At 65.9% G+C, this 23,336-nt stretch carries 24 protein-coding genes; 8 read left to right on the forward strand and 16 right to left on the reverse strand.

Features of this window, described 5'->3' with window-relative positions; all coding sequences use genetic code 11:
- Window positions 1-15 precede the first annotated feature (15 nt).
- Genes ARADN35_RS0122870 through ARADN35_RS0122880 form a run of 3 tightly spaced genes read right to left on the reverse strand, consistent with a single transcriptional unit; the run spans window position 16 to window position 1,612 of the window.
- Complete coding sequence (locus ARADN35_RS0122870; protein ID WP_139019233.1) at window positions 16-732, reverse strand: hypothetical protein; 717 nt, start codon at window positions 730-732, stop codon at window positions 16-18.
- A gap of 28 nt (window positions 733-760) precedes the next feature.
- On the reverse strand, window positions 761-1,000 hold the full coding sequence (locus ARADN35_RS0122875; protein ID WP_010466376.1) for a helix-turn-helix domain-containing protein: 240 nt from the start codon (window positions 998-1,000) through the stop codon (window positions 761-763).
- 12 nt (window positions 1,001-1,012) lie between these two features.
- Window positions 1,013-1,612 (reverse strand): DUF2975 domain-containing protein, encoded by a 600-nt coding sequence (locus ARADN35_RS0122880; RefSeq protein ID WP_081474698.1) that lies wholly within the window; start codon window positions 1,610-1,612, stop codon window positions 1,013-1,015.
- A gap of 114 nt (window positions 1,613-1,726) precedes the next feature.
- On the opposite strand from ARADN35_RS0122880, the gene ARADN35_RS0122885 reads away from it, so the two are divergent.
- The gene (locus ARADN35_RS0122885) at window positions 1,727-2,317 is read left to right on the forward strand and encodes a hypothetical protein (RefSeq protein WP_139019234.1); all 591 of its coding nucleotides are present in this window, start codon (window positions 1,727-1,729) and stop codon (window positions 2,315-2,317) included.
- 13 nt (window positions 2,318-2,330) lie between these two features.
- Here ARADN35_RS0122885 and ARADN35_RS0122890 read toward each other — a convergent pair whose 3' ends face one another.
- The 9 genes from ARADN35_RS0122890 to trpE all read right to left on the reverse strand — a co-directional run bounded on the left by ARADN35_RS0122890 (window position 2,331) and on the right by trpE (window position 9,366).
- Window positions 2,331-3,047, reverse strand: coding sequence for a uracil-DNA glycosylase (locus tag ARADN35_RS0122890; protein WP_029414320.1), 717 nt, complete (start codon window positions 3,045-3,047; stop codon window positions 2,331-2,333).
- A 69-nt stretch (window positions 3,048-3,116) separates the two neighbouring features.
- Window positions 3,117-3,917 (reverse strand): indole-3-glycerol phosphate synthase TrpC, encoded by an 801-nt coding sequence (gene trpC, locus ARADN35_RS0122895; RefSeq protein WP_010466380.1) that lies wholly within the window; start codon window positions 3,915-3,917, stop codon window positions 3,117-3,119.
- 68 nt (window positions 3,918-3,985) lie between these two features.
- A complete protein-coding gene (locus tag ARADN35_RS28110) occupies window positions 3,986-4,612 on the reverse strand; it encodes a hypothetical protein (RefSeq protein ID WP_010466381.1) in 627 nt (208 codons plus the stop codon).
- Between the two features lie 115 nt (window positions 4,613-4,727).
- Window positions 4,728-5,759: an anthranilate phosphoribosyltransferase gene (trpD, locus tag ARADN35_RS0122900; protein WP_010466382.1), complete on the reverse strand. Its 1,032-nt coding sequence runs from the start codon at window positions 5,757-5,759 to the stop codon at window positions 4,728-4,730.
- A 17-nt stretch (window positions 5,760-5,776) separates the two neighbouring features.
- Complete coding sequence (locus ARADN35_RS0122905; protein WP_029414321.1) at window positions 5,777-6,442, reverse strand: LysE family translocator; 666 nt, start codon at window positions 6,440-6,442, stop codon at window positions 5,777-5,779.
- 8 nt (window positions 6,443-6,450) lie between these two features.
- A complete protein-coding gene (locus tag ARADN35_RS0122910) occupies window positions 6,451-6,957 on the reverse strand; it encodes a DinB family protein (protein ID WP_010466384.1) in 507 nt (168 codons plus the stop codon).
- Window positions 6,954-7,538, reverse strand: a complete 585-nt coding sequence (locus tag ARADN35_RS0122915; RefSeq protein WP_010466385.1) for an anthranilate synthase component II — start codon at window positions 7,536-7,538, stop codon at window positions 6,954-6,956. Before ARADN35_RS0122915 ends, ARADN35_RS0122910 begins: the two co-directional genes overlap by 4 nt.
- Entirely contained in the window at window positions 7,535-7,870 is a 336-nt protein-coding gene (locus ARADN35_RS0122920) for a chorismate mutase (RefSeq protein WP_010466386.1), read from the reverse strand. The genes ARADN35_RS0122915 and ARADN35_RS0122920 overlap by 4 nt, the downstream gene beginning before the upstream one ends.
- Window positions 7,867-9,366, reverse strand: coding sequence for an anthranilate synthase component I (gene trpE / locus ARADN35_RS0122925; RefSeq protein WP_010466387.1), 1,500 nt, complete (start codon window positions 9,364-9,366; stop codon window positions 7,867-7,869). Before trpE ends, ARADN35_RS0122920 begins: the two co-directional genes overlap by 4 nt.
- Window positions 9,367-9,732: 366 nt before the next feature.
- On the opposite strand from trpE, the gene ARADN35_RS0122930 reads away from it, so the two are divergent.
- Window positions 9,733-10,320, forward strand: coding sequence for a chalcone isomerase family protein (locus ARADN35_RS0122930; protein ID WP_010466388.1), 588 nt, complete (start codon window positions 9,733-9,735; stop codon window positions 10,318-10,320).
- 263 nt (window positions 10,321-10,583) lie between these two features.
- Window positions 10,584-12,233: a methyl-accepting chemotaxis protein gene (locus ARADN35_RS0122935; protein WP_010466389.1), complete on the forward strand. Its 1,650-nt coding sequence runs from the start codon at window positions 10,584-10,586 to the stop codon at window positions 12,231-12,233.
- 25 nt (window positions 12,234-12,258) lie between these two features.
- Here the strand turns inward: ARADN35_RS0122935 and gph are convergent, their stop codons facing one another.
- From gph to ARADN35_RS0122950, 3 genes are all read right to left on the reverse strand, one after another.
- Window positions 12,259-12,963 carry a phosphoglycolate phosphatase gene (gph, locus tag ARADN35_RS0122940; RefSeq protein WP_010466390.1) on the reverse strand — a complete coding sequence of 235 codons (705 nt, stop codon included), beginning with the start codon at window positions 12,961-12,963 and terminating at the stop codon, window positions 12,259-12,261.
- 138 nt (window positions 12,964-13,101) lie between these two features.
- Window positions 13,102-14,625: a hypothetical protein gene (locus tag ARADN35_RS0122945; protein WP_010466391.1), complete on the reverse strand. Its 1,524-nt coding sequence runs from the start codon at window positions 14,623-14,625 to the stop codon at window positions 13,102-13,104.
- Window positions 14,626-14,627: 2 nt separating this feature from the next.
- Window positions 14,628-15,977 (reverse strand): SPFH domain-containing protein, encoded by a 1,350-nt coding sequence (locus ARADN35_RS0122950; RefSeq protein WP_010466392.1) that lies wholly within the window; start codon window positions 15,975-15,977, stop codon window positions 14,628-14,630.
- 228 nt (window positions 15,978-16,205) lie between these two features.
- Between ARADN35_RS0122950 and ARADN35_RS0122955 the strand changes: the two genes are divergently transcribed.
- The 3 genes from ARADN35_RS0122955 (at window position 16,206) to ARADN35_RS0122965 (ending at window position 19,763) form a co-directional block, all read left to right on the forward strand.
- On the forward strand, window positions 16,206-16,904 hold the full coding sequence (locus ARADN35_RS0122955) for a response regulator transcription factor (protein WP_010466393.1): 699 nt from the start codon (window positions 16,206-16,208) through the stop codon (window positions 16,902-16,904).
- Between the two features lie 151 nt (window positions 16,905-17,055).
- Window positions 17,056-19,242, forward strand: a complete 2,187-nt coding sequence (locus tag ARADN35_RS0122960) for a sensor histidine kinase (protein ID WP_029414323.1) — start codon at window positions 17,056-17,058, stop codon at window positions 19,240-19,242.
- Window positions 19,243-19,370: 128 nt separating this feature from the next.
- Window positions 19,371-19,763 carry a hypothetical protein gene (locus ARADN35_RS0122965; RefSeq protein ID WP_010466395.1) on the forward strand — a complete coding sequence of 131 codons (393 nt, stop codon included), beginning with the start codon at window positions 19,371-19,373 and terminating at the stop codon, window positions 19,761-19,763.
- A gap of 68 nt (window positions 19,764-19,831) precedes the next feature.
- On the opposite strand, the gene rpe is transcribed toward ARADN35_RS0122965, so the two are convergent.
- A complete protein-coding gene (gene rpe / locus ARADN35_RS0122970; RefSeq protein ID WP_010466396.1) occupies window positions 19,832-20,512 on the reverse strand; it encodes a ribulose-phosphate 3-epimerase in 681 nt (226 codons plus the stop codon).
- 88 nt (window positions 20,513-20,600) lie between these two features.
- Here rpe and apaG point away from each other — a divergent pair, with 88 nt between their 5' ends.
- Both apaG and ARADN35_RS0122980 read left to right on the forward strand, forming a co-directional pair.
- Window positions 20,601-21,008 carry a Co2+/Mg2+ efflux protein ApaG gene (apaG, locus tag ARADN35_RS0122975; RefSeq protein ID WP_010466397.1) on the forward strand — a complete coding sequence of 136 codons (408 nt, stop codon included), beginning with the start codon at window positions 20,601-20,603 and terminating at the stop codon, window positions 21,006-21,008.
- A 162-nt stretch (window positions 21,009-21,170) separates the two neighbouring features.
- Window positions 21,171-23,186 carry a site-specific recombinase gene (locus ARADN35_RS0122980; protein WP_010466398.1) on the forward strand — a complete coding sequence of 672 codons (2,016 nt, stop codon included), beginning with the start codon at window positions 21,171-21,173 and terminating at the stop codon, window positions 23,184-23,186.
- The last annotated feature ends 150 nt before the right edge of the window (window positions 23,187-23,336 follow it).

The raw sequence follows: 23,336 nt of genomic DNA on the forward strand, positions 1-23,336 counted from the left end.
CGTTGCGGCACGGCGTCATGGGCAGGTGGTGACCGGCGCCAGCCGGGGCGCGGCTCCCAGCTCGGGCAGGCGGTTGGCCGACGGCACGCGCACGCAGTAGGTGCCAGCGGCGCCCTGGACCCGGGAGACACGGCCCCCATCCGCCCCCACCGACTCGCGCACCGACATTTCATGCCCCATGGGCAAACCGGGTGCAGGTGCCTCCCGCCGTACAGTCAGGGCATCCGGTGCAAGGGAGCCATGGCGCCGCTGCCAGGCCCGCTCCCGCTGCAGCGCACGTGCAATGCTGTCGGCCTCCCACGGTGCAGATGCAGCAGATGCTGGCAGGGGGCTGGATGGGGCGGTTTGAGAAGGCACCGCAGCCTGCGCCGGTGGAGCCGCCCGATCTGCGGCCCCATGGCGCTCGCCGTCCACACCGGCGCCCGCAATTCCCACTGCGGCACGCGCCGCAGGCGCAGGGTCCGTCGGCGCATGGGCAGAGCGGCCCGCCGCCACCGCCGGGTGCCCCAAGGCAGAGCGCGGCAGCACCTGTGCAGCCGCCACCTCAGCCTTCGGCGCACGTGGTGGGGGTGCTGCGGGTGGCGGGGCCATGACCGTCACCCACTGCATCGCGGCGGTGGCGGGCTGCCGCGCGCGTGGCTGGCGCACCTCTTTTTTCATCCACACCGTCAGCAGCGCCGCATGCAGAACCAGGGACAGCGCCACGGCCATCCCCAGGCGCCGGCGGCGCAAGCGACTCCCCAGGCCGAACCGCAACGGCTCAGGCCCCGCGCTGGCCGTCGGTTTCCTCCCCATCGTGCGGCACCCACACCAGCAGGTCGCCCGGCTGGCACTGCAGGTATTCGCAGATGGCCGAAAGCGTCTCGAAGCGCACACCCTTGACCTTGCCACTCTTGAGCAGGGAAAGATTGGCCTCGGTGATGCCCACGTGCGCCGCCAGATCGCGCGACTTCACCTTGCGGCGCACCAGCATTTCATCCAGGGTCACAACAATCGGCATGCGGCGCCCCGGTTATACGAACGCATCGGCTTCGGCCTGCAGGCGGCGGCCCTCGGCCAGCACATGGGCCAGCAGCAGCATCATGAGGCCCACCACCAGCACGCTCATCTCGAACGATCCGACGCCGAGCGCGATCATCCCGCCGTTCTGGCCCGACGCCAACCACGACAACAACGCCGTCACCCCCACCTGGTAGAGCAGCGACGTCACGAACATCGCCAGAAAACCCCAACCCACACCGCGAAACCCCCGCACGACCACAGCCCCGAACACCTCACCCGCCAAAAACGTGCGGCAGATGCGGTGCACACACAGCACCACATAAAACATGGCCACAGCGGGAATGCATTCCAAAGCCACCCCCACCCAACGCCACTGCAACTCCATGGACTGCGGCGGTGTCAGGCCCACCAGCAGGGCCTGCGCCGGCACGACCGTCAGTGGCATCCAGCCACCCCAGCCCGCCTCTTGCCCGATGGCCGCCCACCGTGCCAGCGAGAACCCCAGCGACACCAGGGCGCACGCCCAACTGGCCGCCAGCAACCCCCAGGCCAGGCGCCGAAACGAAGAACTTTGGACAGGAGAGACCTGAGAAGTGGCGTGAGAGGACATGATTTTTTCTCAAACTTTTCTGTAAAACAATAATAATATACCGTCATACAGAAATTTTTAAAAGCCATGGCCCACCAAAAAAACTCCCCATTCCACCGCCTCTCGCGTTTGTCCTTGTCTTTTGCCCTCGCGGCCTCCCTCTTGGCAGCCTGCGGCAGCGTCCCGGTGTCATCGCTGTGGAAGCTGCGCAGCTTGAACCTGGAAACGCTGGACCCCGCCGCGCTGCGCGCCGCAGTGGTGCACCAGCCTGGCTTGCAGATCCATGGCGATGCTCTGGTGTTGTCGGTCAGCGTGTCGCGCAAAGTGCGCCTGCCCAATGGCAGCACCACCACCGAACTGCTGGAGGAAAAACTGCCGCTCCAAGAACTGCGCAGCACCGCTGAGCGCAGCGCGCTGGCGGACTACGACCGCCCCCAGACGCAAACACAGGTCTGGCGCATCGACCCCGCAGCCCTGCCAAGGCTGCAGGCACTGCGCACGAAGGCGCTGGGATGGAAGGCCACGGACGACGGACACCGCGAGCTGGGCCTGGGGCTGGAACTGGCCGGTTGCCAAAAAGGCGGCGGCAAGACCCGGGCGGTGACCACGCTGATGCGCTTTACCGAACGGGGCGAATACATCCCCATCGTGCGCAACATGGATCTGGCCGAAACCATGCCTGCGGCTGAACTGAAAAAACGCTTTCCGGACTGCCCGGCAGACTAAGAACCTGCGGGTATCAACCCTGGTGCTGCTCGCGAAACGCGCGCGCCTTGCCAAAGTGCCCGTTGCCAATGAAAGGCACGGGCGGGCGCAGCGCCGACAGCGGTGACGGGTGGTTGGACGTGAGCACCAGGTGGCCCCGGTCCTGCGGAATCCAGGCGCGCTTTCCCTGGGCGTGTGAGCCCCAGAGCATGAACACCACCGGGCGCGGGCCTTCGGCCACGTGGCGGATGACGGCGTCGGTCAGTTCCTCCCAGCCCTTGCCCGCGTGGCTCGCGGCCTGGCCCTCTTCCACCGTGAGGCCGGTGTTGAGCAGCAACACGCCATTCTTGGCCCACTTCACCAGACTGCCTCCGGGCTCGGGCCACGCCGGGAACGCGGTGCCCAGGTCGCGCTGCATCTCCTTGAAGATGTTGCGCAGCGAGGGCGGCAACTGCACACCCGGTGCTACCGAGAACGCCAGCCCCTCGGCCTGGCCCCGGCCGTGGTACGGGTCCTGCCCCAGGATGACCACGCGCACCTGCTCGGGCGGTGTGAGGTCCAGCGCCCGCAACGGCTGGGGCGGAAAAATCGCCGCGCCCGCCTGCAGCCGCGCCTGCAAGAACGCGAGCAACGCCTGCCCCCGGGCTCCGGCAAAAAAGGCATCCACCAAAGGCTGCCAGCCCGGCGCCACGGGCCAGTCGGCGGGGTTGGCGCTTTGGAGCTGGGAGGGAGGCTGAACCGATGAATTCATGGCAAAAATGGCCACCAGCGCTTTATGGATAAGCGCAAATAGCTATCAAAATAATAGTATTCATTCCCATCAGGCAAACAGCTTGGCCAGCGCCAGGCCCGGGTCATCCGCCCGCATGAACGCCTCGCCCACCAGGAAGGCGTGTACGCCCGCATCGCGCATGCTCTTCACATCCTGGGGCTTGAGGATGCCCGATTCGGTGACCAGCAGCCGGTCCGATGGCACGTCCTTGAGCATGGCCAGCGTGGTGTCGAGCGTGACCTCGAACGTGCGCAGGTTGCGGTTGTTGATGCCCACCAGCGGGGTCTTGAGCTTCAAGGCGCGTTCCAGCTCGGGGCGGTCATGCACCTCCACCAGCACCGCCATGTCCAGGCTGCGGGCAATGGCCTCGAAGTCGGCCATCTGGGCGTCGTCCAGGCTGGCCGCAATCAGCAAGATGGCATCGGCGCCCATGGCGCGCGATTCGTAGATCTGGTACGCATCCACCATGAAATCCTTGCGCAGCACGGGAAGCAAGGTGCTGGCGCGGGCTTGTTTCAGGTAGTCGGGCTGGCCCTGGAAGAACTGGCGATCCGTCAGCACCGACAGGCAGGCCGCGCTGACCTTGCCATCGCCTTCCATATAGCTCTGGGCGATGTCGGCGGGCTCGAAATCGGCGCGCAGCACGCCCTTGCTGGGGCTGGCCTTCTTGATCTCGGCAATCACCGCCGCCTGGCCCTTGGCGATCTTGGCGCGCAAGGCGCCCTCAAAGTCGCGCGTGAGCACGCGGCTCTCGGCATCGGCGCGCATGGCGTCGAGGGGCTGGCGCTTTTTGGCGGCAGCCACTTCTTCGTGCTTGACGGCGACGATTTTGTTGAGGATGTCAGACATTGGTTGAACCTTCACGATATTTGCGGATGAAGTTGTCGGATAGGCGGAATCGCCCAAGCAGAACAATGCTAACGAGCACCATATGAAGCGCGCTTCGTCGCGGCTTTTTGCGCAAGAAGTGGTGCACCGGAGCGCCGAATGCCCAGTCGTTCCACTAAACGGTTCACACACCGGTTGAGTATCTCCACGTCCGCTGCATTGCCGCTCTGCAGCTGTACTACGGTGAGCGCCGCGATGGGTCCTTTGCGCGCATGGCGTAACTCCAGCTGGAACGAGAGACTTCGTTCTGAATCTCCGCCATTCAAGTAACACCCCAGGCTGTGCTCGGCCCCCAAATCAATGGCCTGCTGCTGAGCTAGGCCCACCGGCGTGAGCGTCCTTCGTTGAAAGTCAACCTCCCAACCACGCCTTCTGTCACGCTGCTGAGCTCTCCTGAATGACAAGGTTGCACCGGCAACGCAGCAGCATATTAATAGGCCACAGGCAAGCGCCACCATGCCGCGAAGATCAAGCAAGAATAACGCTTGCACCCACAGGACAACGCCCGCCATCGCAGTACCCCAAAACACCGACCACGCGCCCACCCCCTGCCCAAGTAGCTGCAACGGGAGCCACACCCGAGGTTGCTGCTCAATGGCAGAAGCCCAAGTTTTCAAGCTGCGCTGGCGCACCAGCGGGCGCACGGTCTCATTCATAGCGCGCCTTTAGGCAACGTATACCTACACACCATTGATCGCCAACGTGAAGCGCGTCGCAAAGGATGCCCACGGACCAACTCAGGGCTCTGCTTCAGCTTCATTGAGGCAGCGCTCAGACCGCCAGCGCGTGCGTGCGCGTGACCAATTGCTCCAGCTTGGCCAGCGCGGCACCCGAGGCAATCGCGGCGCGGGCCTTGGCCAGACCTGCGGGCACCGAATCGACCACATTGGCCGCATACAGCGCCACACCCGCGTTCAAGCAGACGATGTCCTGCGCGGCGCCGGGCTCGCCCTTGAGCACGCCGATCAACATGTCACGCGATTGCTCGGGCGTTTCGACCTTGAGGGCGCGGTTGCTGGCCATAGGCAGGCCGAAGTCCTCAGGGTGGATTTCGTATTCGGTGATCTGGCCGTTTTTCAGCTCGCCCACCAGTGTGGCGGCGCCCAGGCTGACTTCGTCCATGCCATCGCGGCCGTACACCACCAGCGCGTGCTCGGCGCCCAGGCGCTGCAGCGCACGCACCTGGATGCCGACGAGGTCGGGGTGGAACACGCCCATGAGGATGTTGGGCGCACCCGCCGGGTTGGTGAGCGGGCCCAGGATATTGAAGATGGTGCGCACGCCGAGCTCCTTGCGCACCGGGGCCACATTTTTCATGGCCGGGTGGTGGTTGGGCGCGAACATGAAACCAATGCCCACCTCGGCGATGCACTGGGCGATCTGCTCGGGCTTGAGGTTGATGTGGATGCCCAGGGCCTCCATTACGTCGGCGCTGCCGCTTTTGCTCGACACACCGCGCCCGCCATGTTTGCTGACCTTGGCGCCCGCTGCGGCGGCCACGAACATCGAGCAGGTGGAGATGTTGAAGGTGTTGGCGCCGTCGCCGCCCGTGCCCACGATGTCCACCATGTGGGTCGCGTCCTTGACGTGCACCTTGGTGCTGAACTCGCGCATCACCTGCGCGGCAGCGGTGATCTCGCCGATGGTTTCCTTCTTCACGCGCAGGCCGGTGATGATGGAAGCGGTCATGACCGGCGACAGCTCGCCGTTCATGATGAGGCGCATCAGGTGCAGCATCTCATCGTGGAAGATTTCGCGGTGCTCGATGGTGCGCTGCAGCGCTTCCTGGGGGGTAATGGGCATGGAATGTCTCCTGGTATTTATGCAGAGGGCTGGTCTGTGAAGGCCAGCTTGAGCCCGAAGCCGATGAACATGGCACCCGCCACGCGGTCCAGCCAGTGCATGCCACGCTGGATCAATGTGGCGCGCCGTGCCATCCACGAAGCGGCCAGCGCCCAGCCCACATTGACGGGGATGGCGTTTACGTTGAACAGCACGCCCAGCAGCACAAAGGCCAGCGCCTTGTTGTCGGTGCCCGGCGCAATGAACTGCGGCACAAAGGCCAGAAAGAAAATGGCGACCTTGGGATTGAGCACATTGGTCCAGAAGCCCCCCAGGAACACCTTGCGAAGCGGTGTGTGGTGTGCGGGGGCCGACTGCGCTGCCACCAGGGCGGCGCTGCTTCCGCCCTCTGCAGCTGCCTTGGCAAACAGCATGCGCACGCCCATCCACATCAGATAGGCGGCGCCCACCCACTTGAGCACAGTGAACGCCGTCGCCGACGTGGCCAGCAGCGCCCCCACACCCACCGCAGCCGCGAAGATGTGCACAAAACACCCAGCCGTGATGCCCAGCCCCGCCACGATGCCCGCGCGTGTGCCGGACTTGAGCGCGTTGGTGACGATGTAAAGCACATCAGGCCCGGGCGTGAGGTTGAGCAACCAGCCTGCGGCAATGAACATGAGCAGTTGATGGATTTCAGGCATGATGATGTCTACCAGCGGCGGCCGGGTTCCAGTCGGTGCAAGAAGGTCGTCAGCGAATCACGCGGAGGCTGCACCGCATGCGTGGCCAGAATACGGCCCGCAGCCCCCCGGTGGTAAGTGCCATGCACAACGACGTGGTTCAGGATCTCGCTGCGCGACATGCTGCCCGTGTCACCATCGGTGAAGCGAAACGCCACACGTTCGGCAAGCTGCGCATCGCCCAGCCCGCCCACGTACTGCAGATACCAGTCGTCCGACGCGCGGATGGCTTGGCGCAAGGCATCGATCGATGGCGTTTCTTCGGTATTGGTGGCCGCATAAGCGGTCTGCGGGCGACCCGCCAGATGCGCAGCGAAGATCTGGTCCACCACATAAGTGTGGTTAAGGATGCGCACAAACAACCGGTAGTCATCCGCAGGCAATGCGGTTTGCGAGGCCTCGCTAAGCGCCAGCAGCTCCTCATTGGCCCAGCGCTTGTACCCATAGAGCTGCGCGAGGGGGTTTGGCGCAGTCATGCGCGCTGCTCCAGAAAGTTCTTCAGCATGGCGTGGCCGTGCTCGGTCAGGATGCTTTCGGGGTGGAACTGCACGCCTTCGATGGCCAGCGTCTTGTGGCGCACGCCCATGATCTCGCCGTCCTCCGTCCAGGCCGTCACCTCCAGCACATCGGGGCAGGTGGAGCGCTCGATGGACAGCGAGTGGTAGCGGTTGACGGTGAATCGCTCCGGCAGGCCTGCAAACACGCCCTTTTGCGTGGTGGTGATGACGCTGGTCTTGCCATGCATCAGCTGCTGCGCGCGGACGATGGTGCCGCCAAAGGCCGCACCAATGGCCTGGTGTCCCAGGCACACACCCAGGATGGGCAGCTTGCCCGCGAAGTGCTGGATCGCGGCGACCGAGATACCCGCCTCTGCGGGTGAGCAGGGGCCGGGCGAGATGACCAGGCGGTCAAGCTGCCCTGCATTCAGGCGCGCCTCAATGTCGGCCACGGTGATCTCGTCGTTGCGGAACACCTCGACCTCGGCGCCCAGTTCACCAAAGTACTGGACGATGTTGTAGGTGAAGCTGTCGTAGTTATCGACCATCAAGAGTTTCATGCGGCGCTCCCGGCAAGGGCGGGCTCGCGCAGACGGGCGAACTCGCGGTGTTCATAGGCAATGCAGGCTTCCATGAGGCTGCGGTAGATGGCTTCCATCACGTCGGCGTCGCCGCCTTCGGCCAGAGCCTGCTCGCGCACGCGGGCGACGATGGCCTCGATACGGGCTTCGTCGCGCACCTGCTCGGCGCCCTGCTTGATGCGCGCCGCTTGGGTCATGTAGCCCACGCGCTCCACCAGCAGGGGCACCAGCACATCGTCCAGCGCGTTCACTTCGCGGCGCACATCCTGCATGGTGGTGCAGGCCTTCACTTTGGCAATGGCGCGGGTCATTCCAGGCCCTCCTCGACCAGTTCGGCCGCGCGCAGCAGGGCACGGGCCTTGTGTTCGGTTTCTTTCCACTCCAGCTCGGGCACCGAATCGGCCACCACACCGGCAGCGGCCTGCACATACAACGTGCCGTTCTTGATGATGCCGGTGCGGATGGCGATGGCCACGTCCATGTCGCCCGCGTAGCTCAGGTAACCACAGGCGCCGCCATACAGGCCGCGCTTGGTGGGTTCGAGCTGGTCGATGAGCTCCATGGCGTGCACCTTGGGTGCGCCAGTCAGCGTGCCCGCCGGGAAGGTGGCCTTGAGCACGTCGATGGCGGTCATGCCGTCGTTCAGGATGCCTTCGACGTTGCTCACGATGTGCATCACGTGGCTGTAGCGCTCCACCGCGAAGGCCTCGGTCACCTTCACGGTCCCGGTCTTGGCGATGCGGCCGATGTCGTTGCGCGCCAGGTCGATCAGCATCACGTGCTCGGCGCGCTCCTTGGGATCGTTGATGAGTTCGATCTCGGCGGCCTTGTCCTTCTCGGGCGTGGCACCGCGCGGGCGCGTACCGGCCAGCGGCCGGATGGTGATCTTCTGCCCGTCCGGCGTGCTCTCCTGGCGCACCAGGATCTCGGGGCTGGCGCCCACCACGTGGAAGTCGCCGAAGTCGTAGAAGTACATGTACGGCGACGGGTTCAGCGAACGCAACGCGCGGTACAGCGACAGGGGCGACTCGGTGTAGCGCTTGTGGATGCGCTGGCCCACCTGCACCTGCATGAAGTCACCGGCGGCGATCAGTTCCTTGGCCCGGTCCACGGCGGCCAGGTAGTCGGCCTTGGCGAAGTCGCGCTGGGCGGGGTGGCCCTCGGTGGGCTTGACCACCGGGGCACTCACCGAGTACTTAAGCTGCTCCTTGAGCTCGCGCAGGCGCTTCTTGGCCTTGGCGTACGCCTCGGGTGTGGCCGGGTCCGCGTAGACGATGAGGTAGAGCTTGCCCGAAAGGTTGTCGATGACCGCCAGTTCCTCGCACTGCAGCAGCAGGATGTCGGGGCAGCCCAGGGTGTCGGGTGGGCAGGTGGTCTCGAGCTTCTTCTCGATGTAGCGCACCGCGTCGTAGCCAAAGTAGCCGGCCAGACCGCCGCAAAAGCGCGGCAGGCCGGGCCGCAAAGCCACCTTGAAGCGCTTTTGGTAGGCCTCGATGAAGTCGAGCGGGTTGCCCTCGGCGGTCTCGACCACCTGGCCGTCGGTAACGACCTCGGTGCGCGCCGCAGCCCCGAAGCCGCTGGCGCGCAGCAACGTGCGCGCGGGCAGGCCGATGAAGCTATAGCGCCCGAAGCGCTCGCCACCCACCACGGATTCCAGCAGAAAGCTGTGCTTGCCGCCATCCTTGCTGTGCGCCAGCTTCAGATAGAGCGAGAGCGGGGTTTCCAGGTCCGCAAAGGCCTCGGCCATGAGCGGAATGCGGTTGTAGCCTTCGCTGGCCAGGCTTTTGAATTCAAGTTCTGTGATCACGGGGAGAGCTCCCAGCTGTGGCAGCGCGTGCCCCCTGTGCAATGAGTAAGGGGTAGCACTGCGGTCCATTCAATCGGCCCCACCGCACAGGGTGAGGGCCACGGGTGCACGCTGGGGCGGTTGCCCAGGTGCTATCAGGCGTTCAAAGAGGCAGGCCGACGCCAGGGCCAGGCTCCCCGGTCGCTGCAACCTGTGATGAACACGTGATGAATGAACATGGGCCAAAGTGTAGCAAAGCTTTTTTCCCCGCCCGGTTTGACCGCCCTCAACGCGAGATCACACAACCACTCGAAAACCCTGTTGCGGGGCATCGGGAGCGCTGCAACAATTGGAAACGAACGAGCGTTCTTTTTTTAGGAGTTGCGCATGAAGTTCCTTCAGCGATGCGCCGCAGCGGCAGTGGCATGCCTGTTGGCGGCCGGTGCCATTGCCCAGCCCATCACCGTGGCCGACGTCAAATATGAAGAGACAAGCAGCCTGAGCGGCAGCAGCCTTCAGCTCAACGGGGCAGGCGTTCGCTACAAGGCCGTGTTCAAGGTGTACACCGCAGGCCTGTACCTCGAAAAAAAGGCCAACACCCCGGCCGACATCATGGCCCAGAAGGGGCCCAAGCGCATGAGCATCACCATGCTGCGCGAGATCGACTCCACCGAGCTGGGCAAGCTGTTCTCGCGCGGCATGGAAGACAACATGGACCGCGCAGCGTTCTCCAAGCTCATCCCAGGCGTGCTGCGCATGAGCCAGATCTTCTCGGACCACAAGAAACTGCAAGCGGGCGACCAGTTCATGATCGATTGGATACCGGGCACCGGCACGGTGATAACGGTCAAGGGCAAGCCCCAGGGCGAGCCGTTCAAGGAGCCTGAATTCTTCAACGCGCTGCTGGGCATCTGGTTGGGCAACACCCCGGCCGACTGGAAGTTGAAGGACGCCCTGCTGGGCAAGCCCGCCTAAAAAAGCCTTGGGACAAACCCCGAAACAAAGTCCCCGGGGGCTGTCCCGCGTCCGACAGACGCACTCCCACCTCGGGAGTAGTCTTTGCATCAGGCAATCGCACCCGCACCAACCCGCCCCCACAACGGCACATCCCTGCGCGCAACCCGCAGCAACCGATGCCACGGCCTGAGCCACGCTTTTCGCGCTACCCGCGCCCCGCAGCGAGCCGTGTGTAACGCCACCTTTCTGCCTCCAGACACCTTTTTGCGCCAGCTACCACCATGAAACTCAGCAACCTTTCCGTCGGCCTGCGCCTGGGCTCGTCCTTTGGGGCCATCCTGCTCATCACGGCGCTGATTGCCGCCACCGGCATGTGGCGCATCGCCAGCCTGCAAGGCGCCAGCGAGCGCGTAGCCACCCAGGAGATCGAGCAGCAGACCCTGGTGGAAAACTGGGCTTCGGACATCCGCCTGAACTGGGTGCGCACCGAGGCGTTTCTCAAGGCCATCGACCGTGACTACATGGAGAAGCTGACGGCCGACACGCAGGCCACATCCACCGGCATCGAGACGAAGGTCAAACGCATCGAAGGCCTGGTACAGGGCGACAAGAACCGCGCGCAGCTGGCCACCATCGCCGCAGCCAGCAAGGCCTACACCGACAAGCTTGCCGAAATCCGCGAGCTGCACCGTGGTGGCGAACCCAATGTGCCTGCGCTGGTGGACAAAGACCTGCGCCCCCTGGCGGACAAGTACCTCAAATCCCTCGACGATCTGCGCACCGCCATGGCCGCACAGCTGGCCGACAGCCAGGGTGACACCAGCACGCTGGCCAAGGCCAGCCAGGTGCTGCTGGGCGTGGGCACACTGATCGCCGTGGCCCTGGGCGCACTGCTGGCCTTCACCGTCACGCGCTCCATCGTGCAACCCGTACAGCGGGGCAAGCAGGCGGCAGAAAACATTGCCGACGGCGACCTGACCCACCCCATCGAGGCCAATGGCAACGATGAGACCGGACAACTGCTTCAGGCTCTGGCCACCATGCAATCGCGCCTGGCCACCATCGTTGGCAATGTGCGCCACAGCGCCGAAGGCGTCGCCACCGCCAGCGCCGAAATCGCCTCGGGCAACAACGACTTGTCGGCCCGCACCGAGCAGCAAGCGTCGGCCCTGCAGCAGACCGCCGCGTCGATGGAAGAGCTGGGCTCCACCGTGCGCCAGAACGCCGACAACGCGCGCACGGCCAACCAACTGGCCATGAGCGCATCCACCGTGGCCCAACAGGGCGGCGACGCGGTGGCCGAAGTGGTCACGACCATGAAGGGCATCAACGACAGCAGCAAGAAGATCGCCGACATCATCAGCGTGATCGACAGCATCGCCTTCCAGACCAACATCCTGGCCCTGAATGCTGCCGTGGAGGCTGCGCGCGCAGGCGAGCAGGGGCGCGGCTTTGCGGTGGTGGCAGGCGAAGTGCGCAGCCTGGCTGGGCGCAGCGCGGAAGCCGCCAAGGAAATCAAGGGACTGATTGGTACCAGCGTGGAGCGCGTGGAACGCGGCACCGCCCTGGTGGACAAGGCTGGCGCCACGATGACCGAGGTGGTGGGGGCCATCCGGCGCGTGACCGACATCATGGGCGAGATCAGCGCCGCCAGCAGCGAGCAGAGCCAGGGTGTCTCCCAGGTGGGTGAAGCCATCACGCAGATGGACCAGGCCACCCAGCAGAACGCAGCATTGGTAGAGCAAAGCGCAGCGGCGGCCGACAGCCTCAAGACGCAGGCGGGACAGCTGGTGGATGCGGTGGCGGTCTTCCGACTCTCAGCCAGCGCCAGCCGCCACAGCGATGCAATGCCCGCCCCCGTGCGTGGCAACAGCGCCAGCGCCTCCCGGCTGGACTACCGCAGCGTGGCGCCGCGCCAGTTGCCCGCCTGAACACCCAAGCTCGACCGCGGCCAGCTCAGGCCAGCTGCGCCAGCGAATCCACAAACCCGTCGGCATCCACCGCCCGCACGGGCTGGCCGTGGTTATAGCCGTAGGTGACGAGCACCACGGGGCAGCCCGCCGCCCGTGCCGCCTGCGCATCGTTGCTGGAATCACCCAGCATCAGCGTACGCGCGGGGACGGTGCCCAGCGCTTCGCAGGTCTTGATGAGAGGCAGAGGGTCGGGCTTCTTGCGCTCAAACGCGTCACCGCCAAACACGTTCTTGAAGTACCCGTCGAGCCCCTTGGACTTCAGCAGCGGCAGCGCAAAGTCCGTGGGTTTATTGGTCAGACAGGCCAATTGCAGTCCCCGGGTGCGCAGCGCCTGCAACCCCACCTCCACGCCGTCGTACACCCCGGCAAACTGGCCATTGATTGCCAGATAGTGGCGCTGATAGCTGGCCCAGGCCGAAGGATAGATTGCTTCAATTTTTATAGCATCTTGCGCACCACCATCAAGCGCCAGCACATGTTTCAGCACTGAAAGCAGCAAATGCTCCGAGCCCTTGCCCACCATGTGTTCGATGTGCTGGGCCCCAATGGCCGGCAGGGCCAGCTCACGAAGCATGCGATTGATGGCCTCATTGAAGTCCCCCATGGTGTCCACCATGGTGCCATCCAGGTCCACGATGACAGCGTCCACGCGGGACAGGAGAGAGGCGAACGAGGCGGAGTCGGTCATGGAGAGGATCACGGGCAAAAGAGTACGGAGATCCCAAGTGTAAATACGCCATAGCTTAGGCAAAACAGGGGTCAGGCACGCGGCTCACCCCAAGGCGATACGGCTGCGGCATTCCGATTTGTGCAAGTCCCATACGCCTCATCGCAAGCTCAGCGTCTGCCGCTTCCAGGCCGGGTCTTGCCAGCGCTGGAACAAAGGCAGTGCCGCCACATCCCCCGTCACCCGCTCGGTGGCCAGTCCGTCGAGCCGTACCACCTCAAAGCTCCTGCGGTAGCGCCCCTGGCCGCGCGCTTCGCGCGCCACCAGCATCTGCTGTCCGCCGGGCACCCAGCCCGCCCACTCGGCCACGCCGGTTTCGGGCGTCGCGGCGGCAGGCGGCAGTACGTCCGCCAGCCAGCCGCCTTCGGTCTTGCGCAACACCCACAGCTCCCGCCAGCCTTCCAGGGGCTGCACCGCCAGGGCCACCGCCGTGCCTTCTCGGTTGGTGCTGGCCGATGCGGCCCAGACCACGCCGTAGGTGCAGCGGCGCAGCAGCGGGGCCTTGGCGCTGTGCTGCGCGTCCACCAGCAGCACGCAGGTTTCGCCGGGTGCGCCGGGTTCGGTCAACAGTGCGGGGCGGGCTCCGGCGGCGGTCGCGACAGGCGCCGCAGCAGGCACCAGCGCCCAGCGTACGGCGCTCACGCGCATGGCAGCGTCGTTGTAGGCGCTCTGGTCCTCGTCAGGCAGCTCGGCCTTGCTCACGCCGGTGAATTCCGTCAGGGCGCGTGCGGCGGCAGCGGCCACCGCCGGGTCGGCCGCGTTTTTGCGTGCTTGCTGGAAGGCTGCGGCGCCCCACACGCTGGCGCGCCGCATCTGCACGCGGTTGCGCAGGTAGCCAGGCAGGCCCGCCACGTCCACGCGCTCCAGTACCTCTGCCTGCCAGGTGGTGACCTTGGCGCGCTCGTGTGCGGGCAGGTCGGGGTTGATGCATTCGGGGCGGGTCAGCGCCAGGACGGCACGGGCGCGCTGCTCGGCATCGGCCACGGGCATGGCCAGGAGGCGGCGGAAGGCCTCGCCCTCGTAGCAAACCTGCATGCGGCCTTCGACCTCGTAGGTGGAAAAGCGCACGCCGTAGCCGTTGGCCACATCCAGGTGGGCCGACAACGCAGCGCCCGAGGCCTTGCCCGGCACGGCTACCGAGGCACGGCGCGCCAGCCGGTCGGCAAAGGTGCCCAGGGCATCGAAAGCCTGGGCACCCTCCACACCCGCCAAAGCCTTGGCGGGCGCGGCTTGCAGGTAAGCGGCGGTGAGGCCAATGCCCAGCGCCTCGGCACCCGGCGTGTCCTGCACAAAGCGCATCACGGCCAGCAGCGCGGGGCCTTCCGCCTCGGTCAGGGCCACGCGGCGCACATCGCTGGCGCGGATGAAGCCACCGCGCTCACGCTTGTGGTCCCACACCTGCAAGTAGTCGAGGCGCTCGCCACGCACCTCCAGCACCTCGCCCTGCCACAGGCTGGCCTGCTGCTGGGCACCGTCACGGGGGGAAGCGCGCAGGCTGGCCTGGTCCTGCACCACGATGGCGCTGCCCTGGGCGCTGGGCGATGGCTGGGGGGCGGCCTCGGCCGCCACGGTCACTGCAGCGCTGGCAACGGCTGCCAGCAAAGTTGCGAAGGTGGCGTTCATGTTCACTGCTCCACGGCTTGGGTGGTGGTGGCGTCGTCGGCCACGGCAGCAGCCTGTGCGGCCCCGGCCTGGGCGTTGCGGTTGCCGCCCAGCAGCGCGGCACCGATGAAGTCGCCATTGGTGGGCGGGGGCGCGATGATGACCTGGATCTTGTCCGAGAGCTTGTCGGCCAGCGTCTTCTGGATGAGCAGCGGGTGTTTGGTCACCAGTGCGCCTTCGCGGGCCATTTGCTCGGCATTGACCTTGCCCACGCGGTCCATGCGGTAGGCCTCGGCCTCTGCCAGCTTCTGGCGGGCGTCGGCTTCGCCGTTGGCTTCGATGCGGCGGGCCTGGGCGCTGCCTTCAGCGGCTTTGACGCGGGCCACGCGTTCGGCTTCGGCCTCCAGCTGGCGCTGTTCGATCTGCCGCTGCTTGAAGGGCAGCACATGCTTCATGGCCTCTTCCTGGGCCTTGGCGGCGATGACTTGCTCACGCGCAGCGGCTTCGGCGGCCACTTCGCGGCGCACCTTGTCAGCGTTGGCGTCCAGTTCGGTTTCACGCACGCGCTTGTCTTTCAGCTCCAGCGTGTAGCGCATTTTTTCGGACGCCAACTCTTCGGCCAGCAGGCTGTCCATGCCCCGGCGGTACTCCGCGGGCAGGTCCACCTTGCCGATCTGGAGGCTGCGCAGCGTCACGCCATCGGCAGCCAGGCGGGCACGCAGTTCGGTTTCGATGATTTGCGAAATCTCGGCGCGCTTGGACGAGAAGATTTCACGCACCGTGTAGCGGGCAAACACCTTGTAGACCAAGCCCTGCACCGCGGGCTCCACGATGTCGACACCCACGTTGTCGGGCAGATTTCCGGCCTTGACGGCGGGTGAGTTGGGGTCCAGGGCGTAGCGCACGCTCAGGTCCAGGCCCAGCGACAGGCCTTCCACCGACTGCAGCGGCGCGCTGCCCGTGGCCTGGCGCATGGCTTCGGGACGGTAGCTCTGGTCACGCAGTGAGAACACGCGCACCGTGTGCAGGCCAGGCACCACCCACACGCTGCCATCACGCCACAGGCTCACGGCACCGGTGAACTGGTTCAGGCGCACGCCCAGGTCGCCTTGTGCCAAGTGCTGCACCGGCGGGTTGCGGACCACCATCAGGCCTGCGGCGGCCACCACAGCGCCAGCGGTCAGCCAGCGCACGGTGCGGGCGGTGGGCAGCAGATAGGCCCAGTTCAGTCGAGGGCCATCGGCACCGCATGCATCGGCTGCCACAGGGCTTTGCGATTCAGCGTCCAGCACGGGCTCCGTGCCTGCTTCGGACAACGGGGTAGAGCGACGGACCTTCAGGGTCTGCACGATGCGGTTCCAGGTGGCTTTCATGGTGTTTCTCTCTCGGGTTGGTTCGGTGTTGTTGTCGTTTCTGAGCTGCCGCTGTGGCTTGCTCATTGAGGACCGATTGTTCGGATCTACCCCGGAAGCAACAATGCGGCGCAGCCCCCAATGCGCTCACGCCGCCCGCACGAACCTTCCGGCCCCGGAAGAAAAACTCACACCGGCCAGAACCGGCCACCGGGATAATCTGCCCACCCTCTACTGCCCGCCCTGCCCATGACCCGCATTGCCGTGATCGAAGACGACCTGCCCACCAGCAACCAATTGGCCGGGTGGATACGCAGTGCGAAGAGCGGCATCGTCATCGACCAGTGGTTCACCCGCGACGAGGCCGAGGCCGCGCTGGCCCGCGAGCACTACGACGCGGTGGTGCTGGACATCGAACTGGGCCGCGAGCGCCATGCGGGCGTGGCCCTCATCAACGCCATCAACAAGCTGCGCCAGGGCACGCCGGTGCTGGTGGTGTCGGCCATGCCTGCGGCCATTTACCGCAGCATCATGAAGGCGCTGGACGCGTGGGACTACCTGCAGAAAACCACGTTCGAAGAGGCCGATTTCATCGAGACCTTTCTCGACATCCTGCGTACCACACAGGCCCAGGCCCCAGCCAGCGCGCCCCCCGCCACCGTGGGTGATGCGCTGGTGCTGGACCCGCTGTGGCAGCGCACCCCCACCTGGCGCGGCGAGCGCATCAACCTGCCACTGACGGCCCAGCGCATCCTGGCCACGCTGCACCAGCGCAGTGGCGAGGTGGTGTCGTATGACGAACTGTTCGAGGTGGTGAAAAGCGGGCGCAACCGTGACAACGTGCGCAAGCATGTGAGCACCATCCGCGAGGCGCTGCGCGAAGTGGACCCCGGATTTGAAGGCATTGAGAACGTGCCCATGCGCGGGTTCCGCTGGACGGTAAAGTGAACACCCCCCTGAGGCCCTGCGGGCCTTCCCCCCGCTCTCGCATTGCTGCGCGATGCGGGCAGGGGGACGCCGCCAGCGCGGCGGGGCGGCCCTGGCCTGGGCCACGCCAGTTTGGCCGCCCTGCACGGCACTTTCACGCGAGAGGAATGGAGTGAAACGCCTACTGCACCCCGCACTTGAAATATCGCGTCTGGAAATGCCCCGGCTGGGCTTGCCCGCGTTCCGCCTGCGCATCCTCGTGCGCGGGGTGTTCGTGCTGCTGGCCCTGGCCACGGTGGCGCTGAGCGTGGTGGTGCTCAAGGACGAAAAAGAGCGCGCCTGGCAGGCTTACCAACATGGCTTTGTGCGCAGCCAGGCCGAGGTCATGGCGCGGCTGCGCCACCCCTCGGGCCAGTTGGCGCTGCTCAACGCCAGCCACCTCGGCCAGGGCGTGACGCCGCTGGCGCCGCTGCTGCTGCCCTATGCGGCCATCGACTTTGACGACCCGCAAAAATCACAGCAAGCCGTGGAGATGGCGGGCTGCTCCGTGCAATACCCCGATGGCGCCTCAGTGTGCGCAGCGATTGGCAACAACCCCTATGCAGGCGGCTTCATCTACCTGGTGGGCAGCTTCTATGCCGGTGAACTGACACCCCGCGAGCGCGGCGCCTTAGTGCCCGCCGAGGCACACCGTGCACGCATCACCCTGGACATGCGGGGTACCACCTACCGCTGGATTGCGCCGTACGAGGCCATGCCCCCACAGGGCAGCGCGGCCGTGCGCGGGCGCCTGACGGGGTTTGTGGACAACGGCACGCCGCAGCTCGACGCCCGCGCGCGGCCGGTGCGCGACTTTCGCGGCTGGCTGTGGCAAAACGGCCAGTGCCGCGACCTGCCACCCCCATCGGCCAGTTCGCCCGCTGGCGAGGCCACCACCACTGACTGCCTGCGCCGCACGCACTACTCCATCCGCCTGCCGGTCGAACTGTTCCGCGAAGCGCTGTTCCGCAAGGACGAGCGCCTGGTCTGGCCGCCGGAAGACCTGGGGCAGATGCGCGTGCGGGTGGAGATGCTGGCGCCGGGCGAGGACACCAAACCGCTGTTCGACAGCGACGCACCCGGCGCGCAGCTGGCCGCATCGCTGGGCGACCTCTCGCGCAGCCTGTTGCCGGGCGAGCGTGTGCAGATCCGCAAGCTGGGCAGTGACGAGGCCAGCGCCATCACACTCAAGGGCGTCGAAGTGCAGGCCGATCCCTCAGCCCCCTGGCTGCTGCGCCTGATCCGCTGGCTGCCGCTGGAGGCCGCAGGCGTGGGCCCGGCAGCAGCCACGCCCGCCGCCCCCACAGCACTGGACATTCTGGACACGCCCACGGGCAACTACGTGGTGAATTTCACCGGCCACCTGCGCGGCGTGGAGCAAGGCCTGGCCGCTGTGGCCACGCGCCTGTCGTGGTACTTAGGAGCCATGCTGGGCGCCATTGCGCTGGCCTGGCTGGTGGTGGAGGTGGGCCTGATCCGCCGCGTGACCGCACTCACCCGCCGCGCCGCCGCCGTGTCGTACAACGTGCAGCCCGGCCACACCGGACCCCGGCTGGGCGACCTGGATGTGTCGGACCTGCGCGGCTCAGACGAGCTGGGCATTCTGGCCGGGGGTCTGGCCGACCTGCTGCAGCGCGTGAAGGACGACCTGCAGCGCGAGCAACTGCGCGCCCAGCAAGAGCGCGACATGTGGCACGCCGTAGGGCACGAGATCATGTCACCCCTGCAGTCGCTGATGGCGCTGAACGGCCCGCAAGACCCCGGCCACCGCTATGTGCAGCGCATGCAGCAGGCCATCCATGTGCTGTATGGCACGGCATCGCCCGCCGAGGCACTGCAGGCCGCCAATGTGCCCGAGGGGCGGCTGGACCTGGATGCATTCCTGCGCAACGTGGCCGACAACGCCCACTTTGCGGGCATCCTGGATGTTGTCTATGCCCCGGGTTCAAGCAACGCAGGCCCGGTCATCGTGCGGGCCGACGAGTTTGCGCTCGAAGACGTGGTAACCCACATCCTGCGCAATGCCGACCGCTACCGCCCCGCGGGCAGCCCCATCAGGCTGACGCTCACCGCGTCGGAATCCACCGCCAGCGCTACGCTGCACAACCAGGGCTCCACCATTGCAGACGAACTGCTGGAGCGGATTTTTGAACTGGGCGTTTCCGACCCCGCCAGCCCCACCCCGCTGGGCGAGGGCGAGCACCGAGGCCAGGGGCTGTTTGTGGCCAAAACCTACATGGCCAAGATGGGCGGCACCATCAACGCGCGCAATACGGCAGATGGCGTGGCCTTCGTTCTGACCTTTCAGCGCCTGGGCTGACCAAGCCCGAAACGCGCGTCCCGCGCACGGCAGGGGGCGGCACTGTCCGACAGGGGCGCACCGCAGCGGGGCCTACCCTGCAGGCTTACGTTCAGACCACTGTCTGCGATTGCCCCAGGAGCCCTTTCATGAAACGCATTCCCTTTGCCACCTCCCTCTTCACCGCCGCCTTGCTGCTGGCCTGCGCAGGTGCATCCGCGCAAACGCCACCTCAAGACGCGCGGGCACGCTATGAGCAAGAGCGGGAAAAGTGCATGACCAACAACACGCAGGACAGCCTGGCCACCTGCCTTCGCGAGGCCAATAACGCGCTGGATGCTTCCCGCAAGGGCGATCTGAGCAACCCTGGAACCGCCGCGACCAACAACGCCACCCAACGCTGTGCGGCGTTCCAGACCGCCGCCGATCAGGCAGATTGCATGCGCCGCGTGCAGAGCAGCCCGGCGAGTGGCTCGGTGTCAGGCGGCGGCGTGTTGCGTGAATCGACCACAACAACGATCACCGTCCCTGCTCAGCAATAACCAGGCTCAATGCAGGCGTGGCCTGTCACAACGGCTGCCGGGCAAAGTCTGCCCAGCAGCTGAGGAACTCACCCCAGCTCTGAGCGCATCGCGTCGATGACGCCTTGATAGTCCGGCTTGCCAAAGATGGCGCTGCCCGCCACAAAGGTATCAGCACCCGCATCGGCCACCCGGCGGATGTTGTCGGCCTTGATGCCGCCATCCACTTCCAGGCGGATGTCCTTGCCCGAGGCGTCGATGCGCTTGCGCACTGCTTCGATCTTGCGCAGGGCTGAATCAATGAAGCTCTGGCCCCCAAACCCGGGGTTGACGCTCATGATGAGAATGAGGTCGATGTCGTCGATTACCCAGTCCAGCACATCCAGCGGCTCGGCCGGATTGAACACCAGGCCGGGCTTGACGCCCTTGGAACGGATGGCCTGGATGCTGCGGTGCACATGGCCCGAGGCGTCGGGGTGAAAGCTGATGTAGTCCGCACCGGCGTCGGCAAAGGCAGCGGCGAGGGCGTCCACCGGCTGGATCATCAGGTGCACGTCGATCGGCACGGCCACACCGGCGGCGGTCTTGGCATGGGGCTTGAGCGCCTGGCACACCATAGGGCCGAAGGTGAGGTTGGGCACGTAATGGTTGTCCATCACGTCGAAGTGGATCCAGTCTGCGCCAGCGGCAATGACATTGCGCACCTCTTCACCCAGGCGGGCGAAGTCGGCGGAGAGGATGGAGGGGGCGATTCGGAATGTGCGGCTCATCCCCCGATTGTCGCAAAGCGCAGAAGGTCAGGGGTTTTACCCCATGGACATGCACTTTTGGAGAATCTCCACGGTTACCATTCGCCCCATGCCAAAGTACCAGTTTGACGTGGAAGTGCTGCCCGAATACCTGCCCGAGCAGTCTGCGCCGGACACCGGAGTGTTCAGCTTCGCCTACACCATCACCATCACCAATTCCGGGGACGCGCCCGCGCAGCTGATTTCGCGCCACTGGATCATCAGCGATTCCCGGGGCCACACCGAAGAGGTCAAGGGCTTGGGCGTAGTGGGCCACCAGCCGCTGCTCAAGCCGGGTGAATCGTTCCAGTACACCAGCGGCTGCAGGCTGCGCACCGCCAGCGGCACCATGCACGGCACCTTTCACTGCGTGGCCGAAGATGGCGAGCCCTTCAATACCCCCGTACCCCTCTTTGTATTGGAAGCGATCAACCACGGCCCCTCGGGTGAGCCGCTGAGTGGACGGGTGCTGCATTGAAGAGTCGCCCCCACGCTCCCCACTTCGTGTGGTCGCTGCCCCCCGAGGGGGCCGCTTTTCATCTTGGGGCGGCCCGGCGATGAAGACTCACCCCCACGCTCCCCACTTCGTGTGGTCACTGCCCCCCGAGGGGGTCGCTTTTCATCTTGGGGCGGCCCGGCGATGAAAAACCGCGCCAATACCGACCTGGCCAGCCTGCTGGCGGCGCTCGACCCCACGGCCGGCCTGGCCCATCGCCACCTGTGGCTCATCCACCTGCTGGACTGGGTGCGTGGCCAGCGCGACTCGGTTCCGGCGTCCGTGGGGCGGGTGCAGCTTTTCATCGACGCCATCGCCGCCCGGCCCGACCTCCAGCAGCGGCTGCAGTCTTGGTGGGCTACGCTGGTGGACCAGGTCGATGTCACCACCTTGTTGGCGGACTTTGGCTTTGCGCCCCGCACTGCGCTGGTCAGCGAGATCGCCGAGCGCCTGCGCACCAAGTTGCTGCCGGGCAGTCCCGAGACCATCGATGCCTCCGAGCTCTTCATGCTGGCCCTGCCCAGCGCTTTTGACGCCCAGTGGCTTGCGGCGCTCGACGAAGCCCAGCTGAACCGGCTGGTCGACCTACTGGCCCCCGCCGGTGGCAACGACAGCCCCGGCGGGGCTACGCGCTGGCACTGTGCCTTGCTGGACGCCATCACCTACTGTGCGGGGCAGATTCTCTCGACCGGCTTTGCCCCCGAGCTGCGGTTGCGCATGAGCGAATCCGCGCGCGAGGCTCAGCCCTTTCATGCACTGATCCGCGATGTGGAAAGCCTGCGCGTGGAGGTGCTGCATGCGCTGCGCACGCCTGACCGTCTCAACGAGTCGGCCCAGCGCCTGCGCGAGCGCCTGGAGGCCTGCCGCGCGGCGGCGGCCACCGTGTATGCGCATTTCGAAGACAACGGCATTTCGGTGGGCCTGGTGTTCCGCCTGCGGCAGCTGCGCGAACGCATCCTGCGCGTGCGGGAGTTGCTTGATTGTCTGCTGTCGGCCCAACCGGCCGTCACGGCGGCGCAGCTCATGGCGCACCTGGTGATGGTGGGGCAGGAGCGGCGCAGCCTGCGTGCACTGCTGGCATCCAATTCCTCGCTACTGGCGGCCAAGGTGGCCGAGCGCAGTGCCGAGACAGGTGAGCACTACATTACCCGCACGGGCACCGAATACCGCTCCATGCTGCGTAAGGCGGCGGGCGGCGGCGCCCTGATGGCGTTCACCACACTGGCGAAGTTCGGCCTCTATGCGCTGGCACTGTCGGCGTTCTGGGGTGGCTTCATGGCGGGCATCAATTACGCCGTGAGCTTTGTGCTGATCCAGCTGCTGCACTTCACCGTGGCCACCAAACAACCAGCCATGACGGCGCCGGCCATGGCAGCCAAACTCAAGGAACTGGGTTCAGGCAGCGCCATCGAGGCGTTTGTGGACGAGATCACCCACCTGGTGCGCTCCCAGGTGGCGGCCGTGCTGGGCAATGTGCTGGTGGTCTTCCCGGCCGTGCTTGCGCTCGCCACGCTGATTGCCCTGGCCACGGGCGGCCCGGCCATCAGCCTGAAGGAGGCCGAGCATGTGTTCGCATCCCTGCACCTGCTCGGGCCTTCGCTGTTCTTCGCAGCCTTTACCGGAGTGCTGCTGTTTGCGTCCAGCATCATTGCGGGCTGGACAGAGAACTGGTTTGTGCTCCACCGCATGGACTCGGCCCTGCACTACAACCCGCGCATCACGGGGCTGTTGGGCACCGAGCGCGCCGCGCGTTGGGCCCGCTTCCTTCGCGAAAACCTCTCGGGCCTTGCTGCCAACGTCTCGCTGGGTTTCATGCTCGGCCTGGTACCCGCGTTTGCCGCGTTTTTCGGGCTGGGGCTGGATGTGCGCCACGTCACGCTGTCCACGGGCCAGGTCGCGGCAGCCAGCGCCACACTGGGCCTGCAGGTCCTGCATTTGCCGGCGTTCTGGTGGGCCGTGGCCTCGCTGCCATTTCTGGGGGCCCTGAATGTATCGGTGAGTTTCTACCTGGCCTTCAGCCTGGCGCTGCGTGCGCAGAACGTCAGCGGTGTAGACCGCTCGCGCATCTACGCAGCAATTCGCGCCCGCCTGCGCAGCGCGCCCCTGAGCTTTTTTGTGCCAGAGCGGACGGCCGGCGCGGGGGTATCGTCACAGGCCTGAACCCGGGCAACCGCCGCATCTGTCCTACACGGCCGGAGTGTTTCGGCCTGTAAATTCGGGGCACCAACGCCCAAGCGCACCCCCTCCCCCCTGCGGAGGGCCTGTGCGCCGGCCCTTTCACACCAACGGGCACCGCCCGTCTGACGCAGA

Origin of the sequence: Acidovorax radicis N35 (assembly GCF_000204195.1) — a bacterium.
GTDB classification, from domain to species: Bacteria; Pseudomonadota; Gammaproteobacteria; order Burkholderiales; family Burkholderiaceae_C; genus Acidovorax; species Acidovorax radicis.

Coding starts and splice junctions, on each gene's coding strand:
- ARADN35_RS0122915 (WP_010466385.1), bottom strand. CDS start 7,538: ATGAAACTCTTGATGGTCGATAACTACGACAGCTTCACCTACAACATC.
- ARADN35_RS0122935 (WP_010466389.1), top strand. CDS start 10,584: ATGAAACTCAGCAACCTTTCCGTCGGCCTGCGCCTGGGCTCGTCCTTT.
- apaG (WP_010466397.1), top strand. CDS start 20,601: ATGCCAAAGTACCAGTTTGACGTGGAAGTGCTGCCCGAATACCTGCCC.
- trpC (WP_010466380.1), bottom strand. CDS start 3,917: ATGTCTGACATCCTCAACAAAATCGTCGCCGTCAAGCACGAAGAAGTG.
- gph (WP_010466390.1), bottom strand. CDS start 12,963: ATGACCGACTCCGCCTCGTTCGCCTCTCTCCTGTCCCGCGTGGACGCT.
- ARADN35_RS0122945 (WP_010466391.1), bottom strand. CDS start 14,625: ATGAACGCCACCTTCGCAACTTTGCTGGCAGCCGTTGCCAGCGCTGCA.
- ARADN35_RS0122875 (WP_010466376.1), bottom strand. CDS start 1,000: ATGCCGATTGTTGTGACCCTGGATGAAATGCTGGTGCGCCGCAAGGTG.
- ARADN35_RS28110 (WP_010466381.1), bottom strand. CDS start 4,612: ATGAATGAGACCGTGCGCCCGCTGGTGCGCCAGCGCAGCTTGAAAACT.
- ARADN35_RS0122880 (WP_081474698.1), bottom strand. CDS start 1,612: ATGTCCTCTCACGCCACTTCTCAGGTCTCTCCTGTCCAAAGTTCTTCG.
- ARADN35_RS0122890 (WP_029414320.1), bottom strand. CDS start 3,047: ATGAATTCATCGGTTCAGCCTCCCTCCCAGCTCCAAAGCGCCAACCCC.
- ARADN35_RS0122910 (WP_010466384.1), bottom strand. CDS start 6,957: ATGACTGCGCCAAACCCCCTCGCGCAGCTCTATGGGTACAAGCGCTGG.
- rpe (WP_010466396.1), bottom strand. CDS start 20,512: ATGAGCCGCACATTCCGAATCGCCCCCTCCATCCTCTCCGCCGACTTC.
- ARADN35_RS0122980 (WP_010466398.1), top strand. CDS start 21,171: ATGAAAAACCGCGCCAATACCGACCTGGCCAGCCTGCTGGCGGCGCTC.
- ARADN35_RS0122965 (WP_010466395.1), top strand. CDS start 19,371: ATGAAACGCATTCCCTTTGCCACCTCCCTCTTCACCGCCGCCTTGCTG.
- trpD (WP_010466382.1), bottom strand. CDS start 5,759: ATGCCCATTACCCCCCAGGAAGCGCTGCAGCGCACCATCGAGCACCGC.
- ARADN35_RS0122950 (WP_010466392.1), bottom strand. CDS start 15,977: ATGAAAGCCACCTGGAACCGCATCGTGCAGACCCTGAAGGTCCGTCGC.
- ARADN35_RS0122955 (WP_010466393.1), top strand. CDS start 16,206: ATGACCCGCATTGCCGTGATCGAAGACGACCTGCCCACCAGCAACCAA.
- ARADN35_RS0122930 (WP_010466388.1), top strand. CDS start 9,733: ATGAAGTTCCTTCAGCGATGCGCCGCAGCGGCAGTGGCATGCCTGTTG.
- ARADN35_RS0122920 (WP_010466386.1), bottom strand. CDS start 7,870: ATGACCCGCGCCATTGCCAAAGTGAAGGCCTGCACCACCATGCAGGAT.
- ARADN35_RS0122905 (WP_029414321.1), bottom strand. CDS start 6,442: ATGCCTGAAATCCATCAACTGCTCATGTTCATTGCCGCAGGCTGGTTG.